The organism is Halobacterium noricense (assembly GCF_021233435.1).
Lineage (GTDB): Archaea > Halobacteriota > Halobacteria > Halobacteriales > Halobacteriaceae > Halobacterium > Halobacterium noricense.
Window position 1 is genome coordinate 2,376,584 of the sequence record NZ_CP089468.1, and the last position, 17,716, is coordinate 2,394,299.

At 68.9% G+C, this 17,716-nt stretch carries 19 protein-coding genes and 1 pseudogene; 5 read left to right on the top strand and 15 right to left on the bottom strand.

Translation table 11 applies throughout. From position 1 onward, the window contains the following. Positions 1 to 25: 25 nt before the first annotated feature. Both LT974_RS12705 and LT974_RS12710 read right to left on the bottom strand, forming a co-directional pair. Positions 26 to 1,177, bottom strand: a complete 1,152-nt coding sequence (locus LT974_RS12705; RefSeq protein ID WP_232588008.1) for a potassium transporter TrkA — start codon at positions 1,175 to 1,177, stop codon at positions 26 to 28. Further along, a complete protein-coding gene (locus LT974_RS12710) occupies positions 1,177 to 2,394 on the bottom strand; it encodes a potassium channel family protein (protein ID WP_232588009.1) in 1,218 nt (405 codons plus the stop codon). The genes LT974_RS12705 and LT974_RS12710 overlap by 1 nt, the downstream gene beginning before the upstream one ends. 82 nt (positions 2,395 to 2,476) lie before the next feature. Between LT974_RS12710 and LT974_RS12715 the strand changes: the two genes are divergently transcribed. Beyond that, complete coding sequence (locus LT974_RS12715; RefSeq protein ID WP_232588010.1) at positions 2,477 to 3,640, top strand: NAD-binding protein; 1,164 nt, start codon at positions 2,477 to 2,479, stop codon at positions 3,638 to 3,640. Here the strand turns inward: LT974_RS12715 and LT974_RS12720 are convergent, their stop codons facing one another. From LT974_RS12720 to LT974_RS12750, 7 genes are all read right to left on the bottom strand, one after another. Then, entirely contained in the window at positions 3,641 to 5,083 is a 1,443-nt protein-coding gene (locus LT974_RS12720; RefSeq protein WP_232588011.1) for an HPP family protein, read from the bottom strand. It lies immediately after the preceding gene. Positions 5,084 to 5,127: 44 nt separating this feature from the next. Beyond that, positions 5,128 to 5,856 carry a nucleoside phosphorylase gene (locus LT974_RS12725; RefSeq protein ID WP_232588012.1) on the bottom strand — a complete coding sequence of 243 codons (729 nt, stop codon included), beginning with the start codon at positions 5,854 to 5,856 and terminating at the stop codon, positions 5,128 to 5,130. A 44-nt stretch (positions 5,857 to 5,900) separates the two neighbouring features. Continuing rightward, positions 5,901 to 6,830, bottom strand: a complete 930-nt coding sequence (locus tag LT974_RS12730) for a WD40/YVTN/BNR-like repeat-containing protein (RefSeq protein WP_232588013.1) — start codon at positions 6,828 to 6,830, stop codon at positions 5,901 to 5,903. 36 nt (positions 6,831 to 6,866) lie between these two features. Then, positions 6,867 to 7,757 (bottom strand): carbohydrate kinase family protein, encoded by an 891-nt coding sequence (locus tag LT974_RS12735; RefSeq protein WP_232588014.1) that lies wholly within the window; start codon positions 7,755 to 7,757, stop codon positions 6,867 to 6,869. Between the two features lie 24 nt (positions 7,758 to 7,781). After that, positions 7,782 to 8,600, bottom strand: coding sequence for a DUF63 family protein (locus LT974_RS12740; protein WP_232588015.1), 819 nt, complete (start codon positions 8,598 to 8,600; stop codon positions 7,782 to 7,784). A 124-nt stretch (positions 8,601 to 8,724) separates the two neighbouring features. Next, positions 8,725 to 9,201 carry a hypothetical protein gene (locus tag LT974_RS12745; protein ID WP_232588016.1) on the bottom strand — a complete coding sequence of 159 codons (477 nt, stop codon included), beginning with the start codon at positions 9,199 to 9,201 and terminating at the stop codon, positions 8,725 to 8,727. A 171-nt stretch (positions 9,202 to 9,372) separates the two neighbouring features. Next, positions 9,373 to 10,317 (bottom strand): ribose 1,5-bisphosphate isomerase, encoded by a 945-nt coding sequence (locus LT974_RS12750; protein WP_232588017.1) that lies wholly within the window; start codon positions 10,315 to 10,317, stop codon positions 9,373 to 9,375. Positions 10,318 to 10,396: 79 nt separating this feature from the next. Here LT974_RS12750 and deoC point away from each other — a divergent pair, with 79 nt between their 5' ends. Both deoC and LT974_RS12760 read left to right on the top strand, forming a co-directional pair. Then, complete coding sequence (deoC, locus tag LT974_RS12755; protein ID WP_232588018.1) at positions 10,397 to 11,035, top strand: deoxyribose-phosphate aldolase; 639 nt, start codon at positions 10,397 to 10,399, stop codon at positions 11,033 to 11,035. A gap of 73 nt (positions 11,036 to 11,108) precedes the next feature. Then, positions 11,109 to 12,362, top strand: coding sequence for a tRNA (N(6)-L-threonylcarbamoyladenosine(37)-C(2))-methylthiotransferase (locus LT974_RS12760; RefSeq protein ID WP_232588019.1), 1,254 nt, complete (start codon positions 11,109 to 11,111; stop codon positions 12,360 to 12,362). Positions 12,363 to 12,438: 76 nt separating this feature from the next. Here LT974_RS12760 and LT974_RS12765 read toward each other — a convergent pair. The 3 genes and pseudogenes from LT974_RS12765 to LT974_RS12775 all read right to left on the bottom strand — a co-directional run bounded on the left by LT974_RS12765 (position 12,439) and on the right by LT974_RS12775 (position 14,578). Then, positions 12,439 to 13,695: pseudogene (locus LT974_RS12765) on the bottom strand (RNA-guided endonuclease InsQ/TnpB family protein). A gap of 164 nt (positions 13,696 to 13,859) precedes the next feature. After that, entirely contained in the window at positions 13,860 to 14,360 is a 501-nt protein-coding gene (locus tag LT974_RS12770; RefSeq protein ID WP_232588020.1) for a hypothetical protein, read from the bottom strand. Between the two features lie 71 nt (positions 14,361 to 14,431). Then, positions 14,432 to 14,578: a hypothetical protein gene (locus LT974_RS12775; protein WP_232588021.1), complete on the bottom strand. Its 147-nt coding sequence runs from the start codon at positions 14,576 to 14,578 to the stop codon at positions 14,432 to 14,434. A 98-nt stretch (positions 14,579 to 14,676) separates the two neighbouring features. Between LT974_RS12775 and LT974_RS12780 the strand changes: the two genes are divergently transcribed. Then, positions 14,677 to 14,949 carry a hypothetical protein gene (locus LT974_RS12780; RefSeq protein WP_232588022.1) on the top strand — a complete coding sequence of 91 codons (273 nt, stop codon included), beginning with the start codon at positions 14,677 to 14,679 and terminating at the stop codon, positions 14,947 to 14,949. On the opposite strand, the gene LT974_RS12785 is transcribed toward LT974_RS12780, so the two are convergent. Then, positions 14,950 to 15,843: a cation diffusion facilitator family transporter gene (locus tag LT974_RS12785; RefSeq protein WP_232588023.1), complete on the bottom strand. Its 894-nt coding sequence runs from the start codon at positions 15,841 to 15,843 to the stop codon at positions 14,950 to 14,952. Between the two features lie 40 nt (positions 15,844 to 15,883). Next, positions 15,884 to 16,426: an HIT family protein gene (locus LT974_RS12790; RefSeq protein WP_232588024.1), complete on the bottom strand. Its 543-nt coding sequence runs from the start codon at positions 16,424 to 16,426 to the stop codon at positions 15,884 to 15,886. A gap of 122 nt (positions 16,427 to 16,548) precedes the next feature. Here LT974_RS12790 and LT974_RS12795 point away from each other — a divergent pair, with 122 nt between their 5' ends. Then, positions 16,549 to 16,749, top strand: coding sequence for a DUF7835 family putative zinc beta-ribbon protein (locus LT974_RS12795; protein ID WP_232588025.1), 201 nt, complete (start codon positions 16,549 to 16,551; stop codon positions 16,747 to 16,749). On the opposite strand, the gene map is transcribed toward LT974_RS12795, so the two are convergent. Continuing rightward, positions 16,746 to 17,636, bottom strand: coding sequence for a type II methionyl aminopeptidase (gene map, locus LT974_RS12800; protein ID WP_232588026.1), 891 nt, complete (start codon positions 17,634 to 17,636; stop codon positions 16,746 to 16,748). The two genes, LT974_RS12795 and map, sit on opposite strands and share 4 nt — an antisense overlap. Between the last annotated feature and the right edge of the window lie 80 nt (positions 17,637 to 17,716).

Sequence of the window (17,716 nt, forward strand, 5' to 3'; positions counted from 1 at the left end):
CGGGGTCGGCAGCGCGTGCGGCGGGTTACTGGCTCGGCGACTCGTCGGCCGGTTCCTCGTCGGCGGCCGCGGCGGCGTCCACGCGGCGCGCGACATCGGGCCGCGCGACCACGTACAGCGTGTCGCCGGCGGCGAGCGGCCGCGACGCGCTCGGGATGGCGGAGACGCCCGCTTCGCCGCGGAATGCGACGACGGTCCCCTCCACTGTCGCGACGGTCGCGCCGTCGAGGTCGCTGCCGGCTTCGACAGTGACGACGACCATCGTCTCGTCGGCGGCCCGCAACAGGGACGCGAACTGGCGGTCCGCGCCCGGCTCGTACGGCAGCGTGAGCAGGCGGTAGTCGCCGCCCGCGAGCCTGCGGGCGTCGTACTCGTCCAGCGACAGCGTCACGGTGTCCTCGCGGGTCGCACGAATCTCGGCCGTGGCGACGCGTTCGGCGGGCTGCGTCTCCGTGCTCGGCTGCCACACCTGTACGAGGTCGCCCGGGCCGGCGGCGTTCGGCGGGTCCGCGTGCACCCCGACGGCCGCAGTTCCGGGCGGGAGCGTCGGCCCGATGCCGGCGGTGCGGCTGCCGAGCGCGAGGTAGGTCGCGGTGCCGTCGTCGGCGAGTTCGACGTCGACGTAGCCCACGTCGTAGTCGTCTTTCAGTCGCGTGACGACGCGCTCGCGGAGCTCCTCGACGGTGAGCCGGCGCGGGAAGATGAGCGTCTTCCCCGCCAGCTCGGCTTTGACGTCGTCGGCGACCGGGTCGTAGCCCTCGATGTCCGCGATTTCCTCGGGGAGTTCGACCGCGACCGCGCGCCCCACGGCTTTCACGAGCCGGCCGACGTCGCCCTCGAGTTCGCGGACGCCGGTCGCGGCCAGAATCTGGACGCCGACGCGGTCGCCACCGCGGCGGGCGGCCGGCGCGACCAGCAGCGCGGCCCCGAACACGGCGAGGTTGAACACGACGGCGTCGAGGGAGAGCACGTCCGTGCGGCCGGCGATGGCCTGCCCGAGCGCGACCCGCGTGTTGAGGTAGAACGCGACCACGGAGACGTTCACGAGCAGCGCCACGCCCGAGGGGAGTTCCTGCCGGAAGTACCACCGGAACGCGGCCGCGAGCACGGCGACCGCGACCCCGGCCGCGAGGATGACGCCGCCGCCCTGCGCGAGTTCGGTCGTCGACACCGGCATCACTTCGCCACCTCCTCGAAGGCGTCGAGTTCACGGCGCGGCCCGGCGACGAACAGCTCGTCGCCGGCCGACAGCGCGACGTCGCCGGTCGGAGCGACCGTCCACGAGCCGTCGTGGCGGCCCGCCAGCACCGTGACGCCGTACGTCTCCCGCACGTTCGCTTCGCCGAGCGTGGTGTCCACGACGGGAGTGTCCGCGCGGAGCGTGAGCCGGCGGACGCGCTGGCCGCCGCGGCGCAACAGTCCGAGAAGTTCGTACTCGCGGCGGGTACCGCGAGCGCGCACGACGATGCGCGTGCGGTCGGCGGCGAGCAGGGACTCTGCGTCCGGCCGCTGCACGGCGACGGTGACGCGGCCCTCACCACCAGTCGTCGTCGGCGCGGGCGTCGCCGCGGGTTCGGTCTCCGCCGACTCCTCTGCCGCGGGTGTGGTCGGGTCCGCTGCGGGTTTCCCGCCGGACTTCGCGGAGACGACGGTGCCGTCGACGCGCTCCTCGCCCGCCAGCACCGAGACCTCGTCGCCGCGCGCGATGCCCGTAGGGACGAGCGCGCTCACCGACACCGCGCGCTTCCCGACCGGCGTGCGCTTGGAGACGCCCGCGGCGGGCGGCGCTGCGGCGACGGTCGCGCGGCCGTGCTCGTCGACGGTGACGGACGCCTCCTCGACGTCGAAGTCCGACCGCAGGCGGTCGGCGAACCGCGTCTCCAGCTCCGAGAGCGGGAGGTCAGCGGGGAAGCGCCACTCCGCGTCGTGAATCGACGCGCGCAGCGACTCCGGCAGCGGCGGGTAGCCTTCGAGGTCGCGGACGCCGCCGACGACGCTCACCGTGACCTCGTTGCGGCCGCCGACGAACTCGATGGCGTCGGTGTGGAGCGTGCGCTCGCGCAGCGACTTCAGGCTGAGCCGACGCGGGAGCGACGCGCCCATCTTGTCGCCGACCGAGTGCGTGTAGAACGTCAGCATCGCGACGACCAGCAGCGCCACCACCAGCGTCGTCGAATTCGCCGCCTGCGTGATTGTCGGGTCCGCGAACGCGAGGAAGCCGCCGTTGACCCCCGCGAGCGCGACGCCCAGCACCACGACACCGAACGCGGGCACGGAGAGCCCGGTGACGTACCGGAAGAGGAAGCCGAACCCGAACGACACCAGCGCCGGAATCACGCCAGCCAGCAGCCCGAGATAGATGCCGTGCAGCGCCTGCACGGGAGTGGAAGTCATACGACCGAGCACTCGCGCCCGGGACAAAACGCTACCGACGCGTGCCGTTGACGTTAAGACGGGGCACCACGCGCGTGGATGTATGGACGTACCGGGCGTGAAGCGAGTGACCGGACGGGTGGCTGTCGCGTTGACCCTCGCGGTCGCCGCGCTGTCGGTCGGCGTCGGCATCCTCGGCATCGTCGACCCGACCGCGAACTTCGGACCGTTCGCCCAGTACATTCCGCCCGCAATCAGTCAGACCGCGGGGTTCACCGGCTCGCTCACCGGCTTCCTGATGGTGATGAGCGCGTTCGGGCTGCGCCGCGGCCTCCGGGCGGCGTGGTACTCGACGATGGTGTTGCTCCCGGTCACCGCCGGCCAGGGGCTCGTGCAGGCGACGCCGTACTCGGTGCCGCTGGTCGTGCTGTCATTCGTCGCGTTCCCCGTGCTCGCCGTCGCGCGCAGCCGCTTCGACGAGCCGATTTCGCTGTCCACGAGCGCGGTCGCGGCGGGCGGCGCGCTCGCCGGCGTGCAGGCGTACGGCACCATCGGGACGTACGCGCTCCGCGGCGAGCGCGGGTTCACGGGCGTGAACACGATGCTGGACGCGTTCTACTACACGCTCGTCACCTCCAGCACCGTCGGCTACGGCGACGTCACCCCGACCACGCAGGAGGCGCGGCTGTTCTCGCTGTCCGTGCTCGTACTCGGCACCGCGAGTTTCGCCATCGCGCTCGGCGCGCTGCTCGGCCCCGCCCTCGAAGCCCGGTTCGCGAGCGCCCTCGGACGCATGACACAGAGCGACCTAGAGTCCCTCGACGGCCACGTGGTCGTCGCGGGCTACGGCGACCTGACGGAACCGATTCTGAGCGAACTCGCCGCCAGCGGCCGCCAGCTCATCGTGTTGACCGCCAGCGACGGTGACGCGTCCGCGCTCCGCGAGCGCGACGTGAACGTACTCGTCGGCGACCCCACCGACGAGGAAACCCTCGACCGCGCGGGCGTCGAACGCGCGCGAGCGGTCGTCGCGGCGACCAACGACGACGGCGAGGACGCGCTCGCGGTGCTCACCGTCCGCGAGAGCCACCCCGACGTACGCGTCGTCGCCGCCGCCACGGAGCAGGAGAACGAGCCGAAGCTCCGGCGCGCGGGTGCGGACGTCGTCATCAGCCCCGCGGTCATCGGCGGCCGGCTGCTCGCACGCTCCGCACTCGGCGACGAGAACGCTGAACAGGAGGCCGCCGACGTGGGCGACGAAGTGTAGTCAGGCGGTGTGGACGACCGCGATGTCCGTGTCGAGGTCGCGGACGCGCTCGTAGGTCGGCCGCGAGAAGAACTTCGAGGCGGCCGAGCGGTCGGTGCTCGCGCCGAGGAACACGAGGTCGTAGTGGGCGTCGTTTCGCTCGACGAACGCCTCGATTGACGACCGCGAGACGCGCGTCTCGCAGCGCGTGCCCACGGTCTCCGTGAGGTTCGCGAGCATCGACTCGGTGCGGCGGCGCTCGCGCTCGGTGTCGATGCACGAACAGACGCTGATGGAGCCGTTCCGGCCGGCGAGGCGCTCGGCGTAGTCAAGCATCGCGTGTGCGACGTTGGAGGCGCTGCGCACGGGGACCATGATGCGCTTCCAGCGCGTGCGCTCGCCGGTCGACTGGAGCGCGACGACGTCGACGTCGCTCCCGAACAGCGTCCGCAGGAACGGTGTCAGCGTGCCGTCCTCGTCGCACTCGAAGGGCGTGACGACGAGGTCGCAGTTCGCTTCGTCGGCAGTCGAGAGCACCGTCCCCGCAGGGTTGGCGTTCGCCACCGCGACCGCCACGTCGCACGGGACGCCGACGCTCGTCTCGATGCGCGCGGCCTGCTGTTCGAGTTCGCGCGCGGCGGCGTCGGCGGCCCGCTCCTCGGCGGTGGACTCGGCGTCCTCGACGTAGTCCGCGCCCTCGCCGCCGATGCATTCGCGCTCGGCGGCCGCGATTGCCTCGTCGTCGACGACGTCCAGCAGCACGACCTTCCCGGCGTCGTGGGCGGCGGCGATGCGTGCGCCCAGCATCGCGGTCTGCTCGGCGGTCTCCCCGCGCATCGGCACGACCACGTGGTCGTCGGCCTCCGTCGTCCGGTAGAGGTAGCGGGCGCGCTCCTCGTAGAATTCGCGTCGCCACAGCACGAACACGACCGCGACCAGCGACGCCGAGAGCGCGACGGCGACGACGTACGCGAACTGGGCGGTGCCCGTGACGAGCACGAGCAGCGCCGTCGAGAACGCGGTCGGGAGTTCGAGGTCCAGCGCCCACGTCGCGGCGCTCGTGAGGAAGACGCCGAGCGCGGCCGCACCCGCGTCGAGGCCGATTGCGGACGTCGGGACGCCGTACGCGAGCGCCGTGAGTTCGACGGCGGCCCAGCCGCAGAGCGCGCCGACCGTCAGCCCGCCGACGAACGTCCTCGGGTTCGAGTAGCGGCCCTCGGGCTCGGCGAACAGCGTGTACGTCCCCGACGCCAGCGGCGGGAACAGGAGGAAGGAGACGACGTCGACCGTCTCCGAGAGCAGCGTCACCAGGCCGACGAGCAGCGGCACGAACAGCAGCACGCAGACGTGGAGGAGGTTGCTCGTCGTCTCCAACCACTTCCGGAACGAGCGGAGTTCGCGGCGCTCGATGCGCGCGGCGCGCTGCCGGGCCGCCGCGAGCCGCCGCCGCAACTCCGAGAACATGTGCACGCAGTCGGCGAGCCCGGCAGTTGGGTGTTTCGGCTGGCCTACGCGAGTCGCGTCACGGCGTCCAGCGAGATGTCGATGGCGCGCGCGACGTTGTTCTTCGCCTTCTCGGGGAGTTCGTCGTCGCTGTCCGCGCCCTTCTGCGTGCCGGCGACGAGGTTGCCGTCGACCGTGCAGATGGCGCCCGCGGCGAGGTCCTTGCGGCGCGCCAGCGAGAAGACGGTCGCGGCCTCCATCTCGACGGCGAGCAGGCCGGCGTCGTTCCAGTCGTCGACGAAGTCCTCGTCCTCGTTGTAGAACGCGTCGTCGCTCACAATCGGTCCTACGTGAACCTCCTCGTCGTTGGCCTCGGCGGAATCGACGACACTTGTGAGCACGTCGTAGTCCGGGACGGCCGGGTAGACGGCGGACTCGTAGCGCTTGCTCGTTCCCTCCTCTTTGGCGGCACCGGTCGCGACAATCATGTCGCCGACCTCGATGTCCGCCTGGAGCGCGCCGATGGTGCCGACGCGGAGGAACGTCTTCACGCCCACGCGCGAGAGTTCCTCGACGGCGATGGCTGCGGAGGGACAGCCGATGCCGGTCGAGGAGATGGTGAGGTCGACGCCGTCGTAGGTGGCGTTGACGACCTTGTACTCGCGGTTCTCGGCGACGACCTCGCTGTCGTCGCAGTGGCTAGCGATGCGGTCGACGCGGCCCGGGTCGCCGGGCAGCAGCGCGATGTCGTGGACGTCGCCTTCCTCGACTAGCAGGTGGGGCTGTTTGGCCATGCCAGCGATTCGACGCTCGCGGAGAAAAAGAGCGGGGATTGCGGTCAGCGCGCGACCAGTCCACGTGGTCGTTCGGATTCCAGCGCAGCGGGCCACTCCGTGTCGATTCCGGTCCACGACGCGCCCCAGTCGTCGGTCTCGAAGAGCCCGCGGTTCGTCACCGCGACGGCTTCCCCAGGGCCAGTCGTCGCGAGCACGGACGCGAGCAGTCCGTTCGGTCCCGGTAGGTCCTCGCAGCGCTTCCAATCAGCATCTGCGCCGTCCTTACGGAAGACTGCGCTGCTGGCGGTGCCGGCGTCGTGGGCGCTACGCGGGCCGTTCGCGGCGGAGACGAGCACGCGCTCGGGGTTGGCGGGGTCGCAGACGACGCTCCAGCAGTACGTGCGGTCGAGGCCCGCTTCCACGGTGCGCCAGGAGTCGCCGCCGTCCTCGGTGACGTAGAAGCCGTCGCCGGCGGCCGAGTACGCGAGGTCCGGGCGGTCGTCGTGGGTCGCCATCGAGTGCGTGTCGTACGGACCGGAAGGCACGCGGTCCTGCCACGTCTCGCCGCCGTCCGGCGACAGCACGAGCGCGCCGGCTTCGACAGCGACGTAGAGCCGTTCGGACGTAGGTTCGACCCACCGGACGTGGTGCGTGGAGGGCCGCGGTGGGAACGCCCAGTCGTCGCTGGACGGCAGGTCGGTGAGCCCCTCGCGCTCGGTGAACGTCTCGCCGCCGGGCGCGTGGTAGACCGCGCTCGGCTCGGTTCCCGCCCAGACGCCCGACTCGTGGACGGCGACTGCGGTCACGTCGCCGACGTCCGCGACGCGCGTCCAGTCCTCGGTGTCGGACTGGCGGTAGACGCCGTCGCTGGTCCCGCAGTAGACGCCGAACGGGCCGGCGTCGAGACACTGCACGTCGTCGGAGCGAACCGTCTGGAGGCTGCCGTCGTCGAACGAGAGCACGCGGTCGGGGAACGCCGCGAGGAGTCGCATACAGTCGGCTACACGAGCCAGCCCCCTAAACGTGGGTCAGAACTGCTGGGCGAGGAACGCCTCGACTTCCGGGTACGTCGGCGCGGTGCGCGCGCCTTCCGCTTGCGCCGCGAGCGCGCCGCAGGCGTTGGCGAACTCCAGCGCGCGCTCGTAGTCGTCGGGGTGGTCGAGGAGGACGGCGATGAAGCCGGCGGCGAAGGCGTCGCCAGCCCCCGTCGTGTCCACGGGTTCGACGTCGAAGCCGGGGTGCTCGAACGAGCCCGTGGGCGTGTGGACGGTCGCGCCCGCCGCGCCGTGCTTCACGACGACGACGCGGTCGCCGACATCCGATTCGGCGTAGGTGGCGTCTTCTTCGAGGATTTCGAGGGCTTCGCGGTCGTTGACGAAGAGAACGTCACAGCGCTCGATGGTCGCCGCGTAGTCTCGCTCGTCGAGGCGGCGGCCGGGGTCGAACGAGACCGTCGCGCCGGCTTCGGTGGCGAGTTCGGCGACGCGCGTGGCGGTCTCGGGACGCTGGCTGGTGAGGTGGACGTGGTCGGCGGCCCGGACGTAGTCGGCGTCGACGTCCGCGGGCGCGACGGCTTCGTTGGCGCCGTCGTTGCCGAGCACCATCACCTCGCCGTCGCCGTCCACGACGAGGTACTTGACGCTCGTCTCGGCGTCGTCGACGACGCGGAGGCCGTCGAGGTCGACGCCGACGCGGTCGAGCTCCCGGCGCGCGAGCAGCCCGTTCTCGTCGTCGGCGACGCTCCCGACGAGCCCGGTGTCGACGTCGAAGCCCGCGAGCGCGACCGCGGCGTTGGCGGCGCTCCCGCCCCCGGAGCGGCGCTGGGAGACGATGCTGGCTTCGCCGTCGGGCTCGGGGAGGGCGTCGACGCGGAGCGTGACGTCCCAGTTGACGTGGCCGGCGGCGACGACACGAACCATGTGCCGGCGGTTGGGCCGGTCGCGCTAAAACCCTGCGGGATTCGCGGCGATGAAGAGCAAGACGTTGTGCGCGCCGGGACCGAGACCGACGGCGGCGACGACCGCTAGCAGGAGGTTCCCCTCGACGGGGTCTTCGCGGACGTACTCGGCGAGCAGGAGGACGACTGCGGCACCGAGCGCGGTCTTCACGAGGACGAACAGCCAGCCGACGCCGATAACCGAGGCGGTCGGGAGTTCAGCGGCAGCGTGCATGATGGCGGCGGAGAGCGGCGTCTGCTCGCCGAACCCGAGCACGTCCACGCCGACCGCGGTGGAGGTGCCGTCGAGGACGTGCGCGAAGACGGCGAGCGCGCCGGCACCGCCGACGGCGGCGACGTCGTCCGGTCGCAGTTGCTCGACTACCCACCACGCGACGTGCCCGATGACGGCGGCGGCGACGACGGCGCTGAGCGGCCACGCCAGCGTCAGCGTGTCGTGCGCGAGGCCGTAGCCGACGGCGGCAGCGGTTGGGAAGACGGCGAGCACGCCGCCGAGAGCTGCGGTGGCGAGCAGCGGGCGAGCGGTGCGTCGCGCGGCGAGCCACGTCGCGCCCGCGACGGTGAACGTCGTCGCGTAGACGGTCGGGGAGCCGAAGAACGGCGCGACTGTATCGGGGTAGAGGTCGAGTTGGAAGCAGACGTACAGCGTCGACCCGAGCACCATCCACGGGGCGAACGCGAGGACGGTGCGGTCGGTGACGGGCGGCGCTTCGCGGACGAGCAGCCACCCGACCGCGAGCACGGCGGCAGCGACGACCGCGAGGTACGGGAGCGACGGGAGCGCGAACCCGGAAGGCAGGACCATACCGGGAAGGCGGTTTCGTGCCTCGAAAGCCTTGTCGTTCCGGCGCTCGGCGGATTCCGGGCTCCACTGGGATCGAACAGTTCGACGGCTTCGTGAACGAACCAACCGCCAGATGATGGACGCATTAATCGCCGCCGACATCAACGGATTCGACGGCTCGACCGTTATGATAGACGCTGTACGACTCGAACTCATCCATCTTGTACGTAATCCGTATCCGGTACTCGATGCGATTCGGACAGTCCTCCGCGGAGTCCGAGTCGACAGTCCCGACATCGAGGCGGAGTTCGGTGTCTTCGACGACGTAACTGGCATCGCGGAGCACGGCCGTCCTCCGCGAATCGCCGTCGGCAATCCACCCCTCTACAGTTACTTGCTTTTCCGACGGTTCCACCGTGAACTCCGCTTTGTTCTGTTCACTGAGATTCTCAGTGCTCTGCAGACACTCGCTGTCGAGCGTCTCGAAGCTAATTTCCAGATTCGGGTCATCGATGTACGTCGTCGGGTTGGCGGTGGTCGTCTCGTTTCCCGAGGGAGTAACGCTCGCGCAACCCGAGATGAGCACAGTAGCGGCGGTGGACAGGAGGGCTCTCCGTCGCATGACGGGAGACACATGAATTGAACAAATAAGTTTTTATTACTGTCTTTGTTATTACAGATGGTGGATGTTTTATCGTTCTATGGTTTCTTTTCCAAATTGCGATAGAAGGCGGAGCAATAAGCGCCGGATGAGTGCCACTAGAGGTGGACGACTTCGGCAGCTTCGTGCCACTCACTCCTCCGCCCACGGCTCGCTGGTGCCCTCGCCGTACAGCTCCCGCATCAGCGTGACGACGCTCTCCGGGGGGAACTGACCGCGCTCGGTGACGATGGCGTCGACGTACCGCGGCGGCGTCACGTCGAACGCGGGGTTCTCCACGTCCGGGTCCCCCATCTCGGCGCGCTCCTCGTCGCCGAGTACTTCGGTCTCGTCGCGCATCTCGATTTCGACCGTGTGGCCGGTGAGCGTGTCCGGGTGGAGCTTCAGCGTCTGCGCGGCGACCATCACGGGGACGCCGCGCTCGCGGGCGGAGACGGCGAGCATGCTGGTCCCGATTTTGTTGACGACGGAGCCGTCGGCGGCGATGGAGTCCGCGCCCACGAGCACGTGGTCGACGTCGTCGAGGTAGCGCCGCGCGGCGTTGTCCACGACCATCGTCACCGGGACGTCCCACTCGCGGAGCTGTTTCGCGGTGATGTGGCCCTGCTTGCGTGGGCGCGTCTCCTTCACGACGGCCTCGATTTCCTTGCCGTCGTCGAGCGCGGCTTCGACGCACGCCAGCGCGTCCGTGGAGTGGCAGTGCGTCATGATGGTGTCGCCGTCCCGCAGGCGGTTCGCGCCGATTGCGCCGAGGTCGTCCTGCGCGCGGTCCAACTGGTCGCGGAAGCGCTCGGTCGCCTCGATAGTGGACGCGCGGAGGGCCGCCACGGAGTCGCCATCGACCTCGTTGAGCACGTAGCGGAGCGCGTTCGGCAGGCTGACCGCGGTCGGACGAGTGTTCCGCAGGCGGCGGGCCGCCGCCCGGAGTTCCTCGCGGAAGCCCGCGGGCGTGTCGGCGTCGCTGTCGCGGGCCTGCGCTTCCAACGCCTCCGCGGCGGCGCGCGCGATGGTCGCCGCGCCCCTGACTTCCATCTCCGCGATGTCCTCGGCGGTGGTCTCGACCTCCGGTGCGAGCATGCCCCCCGGTTCGTGCCGCGGGTAAAAGGGGTTGGCGTCCACCGGCCGACTTTTCACGTGGCCCCGCCTCGCCTCACGTATGAACCGCGAGGAGCTCGCCGCGCGCATCGACCACACCGTACTCGGCCCCGTGACGACGCCCTCGGATGTCGAGCGCGTCGTCGAGGAGGCCACCGAGTACGGGATGAACGTCTGCATCCCGCCGTGTTACGTCGCCGACGTGCGGAGCTACGCGCCCGACGACCTCACGGTCGCCACCGTCGTCGGATTCCCGCACGGCCAGCACGCCACGGCAGCGAAGGTCAGCGAGGCCCGCATCGCGCACGCCGACGGCGCGGACGAACTCGACGTCGTGACGAACGTCGGCCGCCTGAAGGCCGGCGAACTGGACGCCGTGCGCGACGACCTCGAAGCGGTCGTGGACGCCACGCCGCTGCCCGTGAAGGTCATCATCGAGACGCCGCTGCTCGACGACGAGGAGAAACACGACGCGTGCCAGGCCGCCGAAGACGCGGGCGCGGACATGGTGAAGACCGCGACCGGCTTCTCCGACGGCGGCGCGACCGTGCCGGACGTGGAACTGATGAGCGAGTACCTCCCCGTGAAGGCCAGCGGCGGCGTCGGCGACTACGCGGACGCGCAGGCGATGTTCGACGCGGGCGCCGAGCGCATCGGCGCGAGTTCCGGCGTGAACGTCGTGGAGACGCTCAACGAGTAGGCAGTCCTCGCCGGGAGCGTCGCCGGCTATCGTCGTACTTTTGCCCGCGGACGGCCAACAATCGAGTCAACGCATGGCCCAGTACCACATCGAGACGTACGGGTGTACCTCGAACCGCGGCGAGAGCCGCGAAATCGAGCGACGCCTCCGCGACGCCGGCCACCACAAGGTCGAGGGGGCCGACGAGGCGGACGTCGCCATCCTCAACACCTGTACGGTGGTCGAGAAGACGGAGCGCAACATGCTCCGGCGGGCCGAGGAACTCGAAGACGAGACGGCCGACCTCATCGTCACGGGCTGCATGGCGCTCGCGCAGGGCGAGGAGTTCGCCGACGCGGAGGTCGACGCTCAGGTCCTACACTGGGACGACGTGCCGGAGGCCGTGACGAACGGCGAGTGCCCGACGACGACGCCGGACGCCGAACCCATCCTGGACGGCGTCATCGGCATCCTCCCCATCGCCCGCGGCTGCATGAGCAACTGCTCGTACTGCATCACGAAGCAAGCGACCGGGCGCGTGGACTCCCCGCCGGTCGAGGAGAACGTCGAGAAGGCGCGCGCGCTCGTCCACGCCGGCGCGAAGGAGATTCGCATCACCGGCCAGGACACGGGCGTCTACGGCTGGGACGAGGGCGAGCGCAAACTCCCCGAACTGCTCGAACGTATCGCCACCGAAATCGAGGGCGACTTCCGCGTTCGCGTCGGGATGGCCAACCCCGGCGGCGTCCACGGCATCCGCGAGGAACTCGCCGCGGTGTTCGCCGAGCACGACGAAATCTACAACTTCCTGCACGCGCCCGTGCAGTCGGGCAGCGACGACGTGCTCGAAGAGATGCGCCGCCAGCACGAGGTCGAACAGTACGTCGACATCGTGGAGACGTTCGACGACTACCTCGACGAGTGGACGCTCTCGACGGACTTCATCGTCGGCTTCCCCACGGAGACCGAGCACGACCACGAGCAGTCGATGGCGCTGCTGCGGGAGACGCGCCCGGAGAAAATCAACGTCACGCGGTTCTCCAAGCGCCCCGGCACGGACGCCGCGGAGATGAAAGGCCTGGGCGGCCAGACGAAGAAGGACCGCTCGAAGGCGATGACCGACCTCAAGATGGCCGTGGTCGGCGACGCCCACGAGGCGATGGTCGGCACCGAGCGCGAGGTGCTCGTCACCGAGCAGGGGACCGGCGACTCCGTGAAGTGCTACGACGGCAGCTACCGCCAGATTATCGTGCAGAACGCCTCCGACTACGGCCTCGAACCCGGCGACTTCACGACCGTCGAGGTTACCGGCCACCAGACTGTCTACGCGTTCGGCGACCCCGTGTAAACTACCCCACCCTACTTCGCTCACCCACAAGGGATTCGCTCGTTGAGGGTGGGGCTTTGATGTGGACCCCCGGGAATCAGCTGTCGGCGGTTGGCCGATAGCCGTCACCGTTCAGTGTCCCACCATTTAGACGCACGTCTACTGGTGCGTCTGCGCTCCCCGACGTGGGCGAGGAACGCAGGCTGTGCTGTCGCTTCCGCATATATCGGAGCGCGACGTTTTTCGCGCCGTTGTAATCCGCGTTGATTTCGTACCCACACTTCAGACACTGGAACTGCTCACCGTCCCGGTTATCTTCGTGGGTGAACCCACAATCAGTCCGAGAACACCGTTGGCTCGTGTGGGCAGGCTCTACCTGTTCAACCGCGACACCTCGTTCTGGAGCTTTGTATTCGACGTACTCGACGAGACGGCGGAACGCCCACACGTGATGCCAGTCAGCGTGAGGGAGTCGCTCTCGAATATCCGTCAACTCCTCGAACACGATCACGTCGCAGTCGTAGGCAACCGCTTCGGCAACAAGCTCGTTGGCGACCGTGTGGATGTACTGTTTCCGCCACGCTCGCTCTCGGTTCCCGAGTCGAAGCACGGCGTTGTGAGCGGCTTGTGTGCCACGCTGTTGCATTTCCGCCCGACGGTTCTCGAACTCGTGGATCCAGTGGTCGTACTCGTCATCACTCCAGAATGTCCCTGTGCTAGCGACGGCGAGACTGTTCACACCGAGGTCGATACCGAGGACTGTCTGGTGCCCGGTATCGGCCGAACCCTCGATTTCAACAGCCTCTCCATCTCCGTCTACTTTCCGCGTTTTGACGTGGAAATAAAAATCGTCGGTCGCTTGGTCGTACTAGAGTGTACTCGTCCGAAACTCGTACTCCTCGGACAAGACGTACTCTTCGTATGGTGTGGGACTGTCCGCTGGCAGCTCGAAATCACACTCGATGCGTCCGTTCACCGTGGAGAGTGAGATTTTGTTTCGGTAGAACGTCGCACTGCGCTTGTCGTACACCATACTCCAGGAGGTGAACTCTGGTTTGTTCGTCCGCTTGCCGTTTTTCCAGCGGTCAACACCGCTATCGACGGCGTGGACGGCACGCCGGATGGCTTCTTGGACGAGGTTTGCCGTCAGATCAGTCTCCTCACGGAGCCGGTCGTACAGCGCATCTCTGGCTGTTACGTTCGAGGTAACGCAGTCTTCGTAGCTGGTGTTGTCCCAGCAGTAGTCACTGGCTTCGTTCGTGCAGTAGAGGAATTGCTCGGCGGTTTCGTGGAGGTCGTCGCGGTACTCGTCGGGTACGACGAGTTTGACCGGCGCGGTACGTCTGACCTCCATACTTCAGATGTTATCCTATCGGTACTTAATGATTCAGGAGTCGGGACGCTATTGGCTCGTGGGTTGTCGTGAGTGTCGGCTTCCTCCCCGGCCTACTCGCTTCGCGCTTCCGACCAGTCGGAAGCCCTCGCTCCTTGAGGCCGCGGGCTCCGCCTCGACACTGCTCACGCGCCCAACTCACCCGCGGACCGCCGTGCGGCGTACTCGATGCCGACCGTGAGTGCGGTCGCGGCCGACAGTATCGGCCCGAAGAAGAGCGCCCACACCCACAGGATGTCGGTCTCACCGCCGATGCGGAGGAACAGGTACCACGTCGCGGCGACGGTGGCGAACACCGCGACCGGGCCGGCGACGAGCCGCCAGCGGGCGAACGCGTACGCGGCGAATCCGGCCTGCGCGACGGCGACGACGAACGCGAGGGCGAGCCAGGCCGCAAGCAGGTGTAGGCCGCCGTAGTCGGGGAACGGGTACGCGGCCCAGTACCGGACGGCCCACCAGAGCACCAGCGACGCGACAGTCACGGGGACGCCGACCAGCGCGGCAGCGCGTCGGGGCGACCGGTCGGCCACGCGGACGGTCGCGAGCGCGGCAACGAGCGCTGCGCTGCCCGCGACGACGACCGTCACGGCGGTACTGCCGAGGACTGGCCAGGGCTGCCCGGGCATACACGTCGACTCGCAGCGACGCCACTTGACGGTGCGGGCACTCTCGAACGTGCTGCGAGCGCCCGCCGCTGCTACCGCTTCGTCTGGACGTTCGTGCTCCCGCACTCGGGGCACTTCGTCATCGACCCGAGCGTGGGATGGGTCCCGGACGCCCAGTTGCCGTTCGGGGGTGCAGTTCGGCCGCATTCGAGACACTGGAGCTGTCGGGCCTCGCTCATGGGAGAGCGTTCGGCGGACCCCCTCATAGAAGTTCCCGCCGATGCGGTCCTGACTGCCACAGTACCTTTGTGGTTGTGAACGTGTGTCATTACTAGCGATGGCGGCACTCGTCGAACAGCTCTACGACGTGCGACCCGGCGACGACGTCGTCGTCGAGACTGACGACGGCACGCGCGTCGCGGGGCGGCCGTCGCGCATCGAGCGCGACGAAGCCGGCGTCCGCATCGAACTCTGTCCCGGCCCGCGGAACGCGCCACAGTACCGGGTGCGCGCCGTCAGAACAGCGGACGGCTGGGAGCCGCCGCGCGTCGAACGCCGACCGATGGGTGGCGAGTGGACGGACTGCGGCGAACTCGCGGCACTCGCGTAGCTACTCGGGGTCGTCGCCCTTCCACTCGCCGAGCTCCTTCGGGTCGACGTGGACGAACACGTCGTCGACCTCCGGAATCTCGCGCACCGACTCGATGATTGCCGTCTCGATGTCGTGGGCCTCGTAGAGGCTCATCTCGCCCTCGACCTCGACGTGGAGGCTGACGTCGACCTCCGGGCCGACGTAGTGGGCGACGACGTCGTGTGCGCCCTCCACTTTGGGGTGGGCGAGCGCGCGGTCGAGAATCTCCTCGCGGAGGTCCTCCGGGGGTGCAGCGCCGACGAGGTAGTTGACGTTGTCGCGGACGATTTCGTAGCCCGTGTAGAGGATGCCGAGCGCGACCACCAGCGCCGCCACGGGGTCCAGAATCGGGTAGCCGACGGCGGAGCCGACGACGCCCGCCAGCGCCGCGCCCGCGGTGAGGATGTCGTTGCGGTTGTCGAGGGCAGTCGCGCGAATCGCCGGCGAGTGGTAGCGTTCGGCGACGTCCAGGCAGTAGTGGTAGAGCACGTACTTCCCGACCGCGGTGCCCGAGAGCACGACGACGCCGGCGAGCCCAGCGCTGCGGCCGTACGTCCCCGCAAGCAGGGAGGTAGACGCCGACCAGATGACGGCGACGCCAGCTCCGAGCACGCCAACGGCAACGAACAGCGAGACGAACGGCTCGATGCGCTCGTGGCCGTGTGGGTGCTCGAAGTCCGGCGGCTGCGTCGTGAGGTAGAGGCCGCCGAGCACGACCAGCGAGTACGCGACGTCCGCGAGGCTGTTGACCGCCTCGGAGCCGACCGCGATGCTGCCAGTCGTCCACCAGACGGTCGCTTTCGCGGCGACGAGGGCGAGGTTCGCGGCGAAGACGACGCCGCCGACCCGCCGGACCGCCGATCTCCGGTCCATCGACACGACCTACCCCGCCCGGGGGGTTCGGTGTTTCGATTCAGTCGAAATCGAGGCGCGGCGCGCCCGCGTCCGTCTCGACGGCGGCGGGGTGGGCGGCGAACGCCTCGTGGAGGCGGTCGTAGGACTCGTCGAGGGCTTCGACGACGACCTTCGTGTCGCTGACGACGGGCATGAAGTTGGTGTCGCCGCTCCAGCGCGGCACGACGTGCGTGTGGAGGTGGTCGTCGATGCTCCCACCCGCCGCGCCGCCGCCGAGGTTGAGGCCGGCGTTGAAACCGTCCGGCCCGAACGCGTCGTCGAGGGCGTCGAAAGTCGCCTGCTTGAGACGCGCGTGGCTCAGCAGCGTCTCGTCGTCGAGGTCGGTGTAGTCGCCGGTGTGCGCGTGCGGGACGACCATGCAGTGCCCGGGGCTGTACGGGTAGTTGTTCAACATCACGAACGCGTGCTCGGCGCGCGCGACGACGAGGTGCTCGCGGTCGTCGCCGCGCTCGGGGTACTCGCAGAACACGCAGTCGACGTCCTCGTTCTTCTCCTCGCGTTCCACCCACTCGATGCGCCACGGCGCGAACACCTGGTCCATAGACGGGAGTTGTCGGCCCGCGTCAGGTGCTTTTCGGTGGCATTCATGTCAGCCGTTCACATTCACCAGTTTGGCCGATTATTTACCGCCGGCAACTAGAATATACGATCGAAGTGGTACTGATGGCCAGCAAGACCCCTCAGGCCGACGCGATGACGGAGCCGTGTCAGAACTGCGGGTACGAGACCCCGCACACGGTCACCGTCGAACTCCGGACGGAGAGTGCCGACGACCAGAACGCGGCGTTCTCCCGGGAGCCCTATCGGGTAGCGACCTGCCGCGAGTGCGGCGACGTGCGGGCCACGCGGATGAACGACGCCTAGTTCGTCGTGACTTCGCAGCCGTCCTCGGTGACGATGAGCGTGTGTTCGTCCTGACTGACGAGCGCGCCCTCGCTCTCCTTCAGCACCGGGTACGACCGAACGATGTCTGCCATTTCGAGCCGCCGGAGACTCATCTCCGCGCGAGGCGCGTCCAGCCACCGCGCCGCGAACGGCAGCCCGTCGAACCGTTCGAGGTCGTCCAGGAGTTGGCGCGCGCGGCGGTCCCGGACGCTGCCCTCGCCGACGACTTCGTAGATTTCGGTGGCCGACCCCTCCGAGACCTTCCCCGTCCCGTCGGTGGCGAACGGCTCGATGGCGAGCACGTCCCCGACCTGTAGCTCCGTGCCGGACTCGACCGAGCGGTTCGGCACGTTCGGCCCCGTGTGCGCGTCGTAGACGTCGACGCCGTGGCCCGTCAGATTGACCACGGGGTTGTAGCCGTACGCCTCGATGACGTCCTGAATCTCCGCGCCGATTTCGCCCGTGTGGACGCCCGGCTCCACCGCGTCGACGGCGGCGGCGAGGGCTTCCTCGGCGGCTTCCACGAGTTCGGGGTTCCCGGAGAGGTCGACGGTCGTCGCGGCGTCCGCGATGTGGCCGTCCACGTGCACGCCGACGTCCAGACACACCATCTCTTCGCCGAACTCCGTGTCGTCGTCCGCGCCCGGCGCGGCGTGGCTGGCTTCCTCGTCGACGCTGATGTTGACGGGGAACGCCGGCTCGCCGCCGAGTTCACGGATGCGCTCCTCGGCGAACTCCGCGACCGCCAGTTGCGTGACGCCGACCTCGACGCGGTCGGCGGCCTCCTCCATCACGTCCGTCAGAATGTCGCCGGCTTCCACGTACTTCTCGTACGCCTCGGAGCCGACTTCGACGCTGTCTGCCATGCGTGCGTGTTCGCCCGAACGCCGGAAAGAGGTTGCGGGATTGCGCGGTCCACGTTCAATTACTCCTCGGGGAACCACTC

Coding starts and splice junctions, on each gene's coding strand:
- LT974_RS12730 (WP_232588013.1), bottom strand. CDS start 6,830: ATGCGACTCCTCGCGGCGTTCCCCGACCGCGTGCTCTCGTTCGACGAC.
- map (WP_232588026.1), bottom strand. CDS start 17,636: ATGGCAGACAGCGTCGAAGTCGGCTCCGAGGCGTACGAGAAGTACGTG.
- LT974_RS12750 (WP_232588017.1), bottom strand. CDS start 10,317: ATGCTCGCACCGGAGGTCGAGACCACCGCCGAGGACATCGCGGAGATG.
- LT974_RS12795 (WP_232588025.1), top strand. CDS start 16,549: ATGGCCAGCAAGACCCCTCAGGCCGACGCGATGACGGAGCCGTGTCAG.
- LT974_RS12760 (WP_232588019.1), top strand. CDS start 11,109: ATGGCCCAGTACCACATCGAGACGTACGGGTGTACCTCGAACCGCGGC.
- LT974_RS12740 (WP_232588015.1), bottom strand. CDS start 8,600: ATGGTCCTGCCTTCCGGGTTCGCGCTCCCGTCGCTCCCGTACCTCGCG.
- LT974_RS12705 (WP_232588008.1), bottom strand. CDS start 1,177: ATGCCGGTGTCGACGACCGAACTCGCGCAGGGCGGCGGCGTCATCCTC.
- LT974_RS12715 (WP_232588010.1), top strand. CDS start 2,477: ATGGACGTACCGGGCGTGAAGCGAGTGACCGGACGGGTGGCTGTCGCG.
- LT974_RS12710 (WP_232588009.1), bottom strand. CDS start 2,394: ATGACTTCCACTCCCGTGCAGGCGCTGCACGGCATCTATCTCGGGCTG.
- LT974_RS12780 (WP_232588022.1), top strand. CDS start 14,677: ATGGCGGCACTCGTCGAACAGCTCTACGACGTGCGACCCGGCGACGAC.
- deoC (WP_232588018.1), top strand. CDS start 10,397: ATGAACCGCGAGGAGCTCGCCGCGCGCATCGACCACACCGTACTCGGC.
- LT974_RS12785 (WP_232588023.1), bottom strand. CDS start 15,843: ATGGACCGGAGATCGGCGGTCCGGCGGGTCGGCGGCGTCGTCTTCGCC.
- LT974_RS12720 (WP_232588011.1), bottom strand. CDS start 5,083: ATGTTCTCGGAGTTGCGGCGGCGGCTCGCGGCGGCCCGGCAGCGCGCC.
- LT974_RS12770 (WP_232588020.1), bottom strand. CDS start 14,360: ATGCCCGGGCAGCCCTGGCCAGTCCTCGGCAGTACCGCCGTGACGGTC.
- LT974_RS12790 (WP_232588024.1), bottom strand. CDS start 16,426: ATGGACCAGGTGTTCGCGCCGTGGCGCATCGAGTGGGTGGAACGCGAG.
- LT974_RS12725 (WP_232588012.1), bottom strand. CDS start 5,856: ATGGCCAAACAGCCCCACCTGCTAGTCGAGGAAGGCGACGTCCACGAC.
- LT974_RS12735 (WP_232588014.1), bottom strand. CDS start 7,757: ATGGTTCGTGTCGTCGCCGCCGGCCACGTCAACTGGGACGTCACGCTC.
- LT974_RS12775 (WP_232588021.1), bottom strand. CDS start 14,578: ATGAGCGAGGCCCGACAGCTCCAGTGTCTCGAATGCGGCCGAACTGCA.
- LT974_RS12745 (WP_232588016.1), bottom strand. CDS start 9,201: ATGCGACGGAGAGCCCTCCTGTCCACCGCCGCTACTGTGCTCATCTCG.